This window comes from Mesorhizobium sp. M7A.F.Ca.CA.004.06.1.1 (genome assembly GCF_003999135.1).
Classification (GTDB): Bacteria; Pseudomonadota; Alphaproteobacteria; order Rhizobiales; family Rhizobiaceae; genus Mesorhizobium.
On record NZ_RZPQ01000605.1, the window covers coordinates 1 to 3,631 of the forward strand.

The following is a 3,631-nucleotide window of genomic DNA, read 5'->3' on the forward strand; positions in this document are numbered from 1 at the left end:
GCACGGGAATAGGGGCTGCACCGGTGAACTCGATCATCGAGCGATAGATGGGAAAGCCCGGATCGGGATAGAGGATTTCGGCGCCAGGTTCGCCGAACATCAGGATCGCGGCGAACATGGTTGGCTTGCCGCCGGGCAGGATCATCACCGTTTCGGGCGATACTTCGACACCAGTGGTGGTCAGCGTGCGCCGCACCACCGCTTCGCGGGTCGCCAGCAGGCCATTGGCCGGCGTGTAGCCGTGATGGCCGTCGCGCAGCGCCTTGATCGCCGCCTCGACGATGTGCTGCGGCGTCTTGAAGTCCGGCTGGCCGATGCCGAGATTGACGATGTCGCGGCCTTGTTGGGCAAGTGCTGTGGCCCTCGCGAGCACGGCAAAGGCGTTTTCCTCGCCAAGGCGGTCGAAGGCCGAAATCGTGTGGAGCATTTTTCCCGTCCGTGTGGTTCTTGCTGTTGGGTCGCGTTTTTGTGAGCTTCGGCTGGCAAAAGTCAAACGGATTGGAGCTTTCGGTGTCGGAAAATCTCAGGGATTGGCAACCGCGCCCGCGGCCCGAACGCAAGACCATCGACGGAAGCACTGTCCGGCTCGAACCGCTGAGTGCCGCAAAACATGGCGATGGCCTCTATGAAGCGTCCTCCGTGTCCGACATCGACGGCCGCTTCGCCTGGTTGCCCGATTATCCGCCGGAGACCCGCGCCGCCTTCCAGCCATGGCTGGACAAGGTCGAGGCCAGCGAGGATCCGCTGTTCTTCACCGTCATCGACAAGCCCAGCGGCAAGGTCGCCGGACGCCAGACGCTGATGCGCATCGATCCGGCGTACGGCGTCATCGAGATCGGCAACATCTATTGGGGACCGCTCATCTCGCGCAAGCCGGGGGCGACCGAAGCGCAGTTCCTGTTCATGAAATACATCTTCGACGAACTCGGCTACCGCCGCTACGAATGGAAGTGCAACAACCGCAACGAGCCATCGAAGCGGGCCGCCGAACGGTTCGGCTTCAAGTTCGAAGGCATTTTCCGCCAGCATCTGATCGTCAAGGGTGAAAACCGCGACACTGCGTGGTATTCGATCATCGACAAGGAGTGGCCGGCGCTGCGCCGTGCCTACGAGGCATGGCTCGATCCGGCCAATTTCGATGGCGACGGCCAGCAGAAGCGACGGCTCGAGGATTGTCGCGCGGAATTCGGCGCCTAGGAGTTCGCCATTGGCACATACCCACGATCACAGCGGGCACGATCACATTGGGCACGATCATGGGCCCGGCCATGTCCATGGCTCGACCGACAAGAAACGCGTTCTGATCGCAGCCTGCCTGACCGGCGGCTTCATGGTCGCCGAAGCGCTTGGCGGCATCCTCACCGGCTCGCTGGCGCTGCTGGCCGATGCCGGCCACATGCTCGCTGACTCGATCGCGCTCGGCCTTGCCTGGTATGCCTTCCATCTGGCTGGCCGCCCGGCGACTGTTCGCCTCACCTATGGCTTCGGCCGGGTCAAGACGCTGGTGGCCTATACCAACGGCATTGCCATCTTCGTCATCGCGCTGTGGATCGTCTATGAGGCGTGGGGGCGCCTGCAGGCGCCGGCACCGGTGCTTGGCGGGCCGATGCTGGCGGTGGCGATCCTCGGCCTGCTGGTGAACATCGGCTCGTTCTTCGTGCTGCATGGCGGCGACCGCGAGAGCCTGAACATGCGCGGCGCCATCCTGCATGTGCTTGGCGACCTGCTCGGCTCGGCCGCGGCCATCGCGGCGGCGCTGGTCATACTGGCGACCGGCTGGACGCCGATCGACCCGATCCTGTCGGTCCTGGTCTCGCTGCTGATCCTCTACACGGCGTGGTCGCTGATGCGGGAAGCCGCCCATGTCCTGCTCGAGGGCGTGCCGCCAAGCCTCGACCGAGATCTGATCGCCCGGGATATCGAGGCGACGGTCCAGGGCGTGCGCGAAGTGCACCACATGCATGTCTGGTCGCTCGACGGGACCAGTAATATGGCGACGCTGCATGCCTGTCTCGACGAGGGCGTCGATGCGCATCAGGCGGTGAGTGCCGTCAAGAAGCGGCTTGCCAGCGAGCACGGCATCAGCCATGCCACCGTGGAACCGGAATTCGGCCAGTGCGCCGACGATGGCGAGCACGACCATGGGCACGAGCACGAAGCGGCTGCATATCACGACCACCATCACTAGGACCGATCGATTGATGTCGATTGGTCCTGCCTCGGGAGTTGCAAAACCTTGAAAACCAGCTTGATGAACACCCGCTGCCGTGGTGCGGCGTGATGGATCGTGACACCAGGAATGCTCTTATCGCTGCCGTGTGGATCATGCTTCTGTTTGGTATCGGCGCCTACTATCTGCCGACCGTAATGCTGGCACTCGGCAGCCTTTCGACGGTGCTGGCCGGCGCCTTTGGCATCGTCTTCGTGCTGGCGTTCTTCTCGGTGTTCTGGTTGCGGGCTCGCAGCCAGCGCAAAAATCAGGGTAAATAGGCAAGGGATTTTCGATATGCGCATTCTGATCACTGGCGCCGCGGGTATGGTCGGCCGCAAGCTCATCGCCCGGCTGGCCAAGGACGGCACGCTGCGCGGCCGCAAGATCACGGCGCTTGATTTACACGATATCGTGCCGCCACAGGCCCCGAGCCTGGATGGCGTCAGCGTCACGCTGCACACTGGCGATCTCGCCGAAGCAGGGGCCGCTGAGCGCCTGGTCGCATCGCGCCCCGGCGTCGTGTTCCATCTTGCCGGCATCGTGTCGGGCGAGGCGGAAGCGAATTTCGATCTCGGCTACCGCGTCAATCTCGATGGCACGCGGGCCCTGTTCGATGCCATCCGGCTGGCGGGCTTTGCGCCGCGCGTCGTCTTCACCTCGTCGATCGCGGTGTTCGGCGCGCCGTTCCCGGATGTCATTCCCGATGATTTCCATCCGACGCCGCTGACCTCCTACGGCACCCAGAAGCAGATGAGCGAAGCGCTGCTGGCCGACTATACCAGGCGCGGCTTCTTCGACGGTATCGGCATCCGGCTGCCGACGATCTGCGTGCGGCCGGGCAAGCCGAACAAGGCGGCGTCCGGCTTCTTCTCCGGCATCATCCGCGAGCCGTTGAGCGGCCACGAAGCGATCCTGCCGGTGCCGCGCTCGGTCGTGCACACGCATGCCAGCCCGCGCTCGGCGGTGAACTTCCTGATCCATGCGGCAGGGATCGACGGCAGCGCAGTCGGGCCGCGCCGCAACCTGACGATGCCCGGCGTTGCCGTCACCGTCGGCGAGCAGATCGAGGCGCTGGAACGCATCGCCGGGCCGAAGGCGGTAAGCCTGATCCGCGAGGTTCCGGATGAGACGATCTGGGCGATCGTCAAGGGCTGGCCGACGCGCTTCGAGGCAAAGCGGTCACGGGAGCTCGGCTTCAGCGCCGAAAAGAGTTTTGACGAGATCATCCGCGCTCACATCGAGGATGAGCTCGGCGGCAAGATCGCGGGTTAAACTCCGAACCTCGTGGCGCCGGCCTATCCGCCGCTCGCCAAACTCGCCGACAGCAGCAGCAGTCCGAACAGGAACACAAACGCCGCGCCGCCGATCTCGACGATCGAGTGGATGCGGTTGCCCATGCGGCCGTCGCCGGCGAAATAC

Annotated in this window: 5 protein-coding genes and 1 pseudogene; 4 read left to right on the plus strand and 2 right to left on the minus strand. The window is 64.2% G+C overall.

Annotation, left to right across the window (positions count from 1 at the left end):
- A partial coding sequence (locus EN906_RS26665) for an aminotransferase class I/II-fold pyridoxal phosphate-dependent enzyme (RefSeq protein WP_127375493.1) occupies positions 1-427 on the minus strand: 427 nt, incomplete at its 3' end.
- 83 nt (positions 428-510) lie between these two features.
- Between EN906_RS26665 and EN906_RS26670 the strand changes: the two genes are divergently transcribed.
- From EN906_RS26670 to denD, 4 genes are all read left to right on the plus strand, one after another.
- The gene (locus tag EN906_RS26670; protein ID WP_127268081.1) at positions 511-1,197 is read left to right on the plus strand and encodes a GNAT family protein; all 687 of its coding nucleotides are present in this window, start codon (positions 511-513) and stop codon (positions 1,195-1,197) included.
- A gap of 10 nt (positions 1,198-1,207) precedes the next feature.
- Positions 1,208-2,188, plus strand: a complete 981-nt coding sequence (locus EN906_RS26675) for a cation diffusion facilitator family transporter (RefSeq protein ID WP_127268082.1) — start codon at positions 1,208-1,210, stop codon at positions 2,186-2,188.
- Positions 2,189-2,277: 89 nt separating this feature from the next.
- Positions 2,278-2,490, plus strand: a complete 213-nt coding sequence (locus EN906_RS26680) for a hypothetical protein (protein WP_127268084.1) — start codon at positions 2,278-2,280, stop codon at positions 2,488-2,490.
- Positions 2,491-2,506: 16 nt separating this feature from the next.
- Positions 2,507-3,484: a D-erythronate dehydrogenase gene (denD, locus tag EN906_RS26685; protein ID WP_127268083.1), complete on the plus strand. Its 978-nt coding sequence runs from the start codon at positions 2,507-2,509 to the stop codon at positions 3,482-3,484.
- Between the two features lie 23 nt (positions 3,485-3,507).
- Here denD and EN906_RS38505 read toward each other — a convergent pair.
- Positions 3,508-3,631 (minus strand): annotated as a pseudogene (locus EN906_RS38505) (delayed-early response protein/equilibrative nucleoside transporter); the annotation flags it as partial.

What these genes read in the sequence shown, in the direction of transcription:
- denD (WP_127268083.1), top strand. Translation starts at nt 2,507, where the DNA reads ATGCGCATTCTGATCACTGGCGCCGCGGGTATGGTCGGCCGCAAGCTC.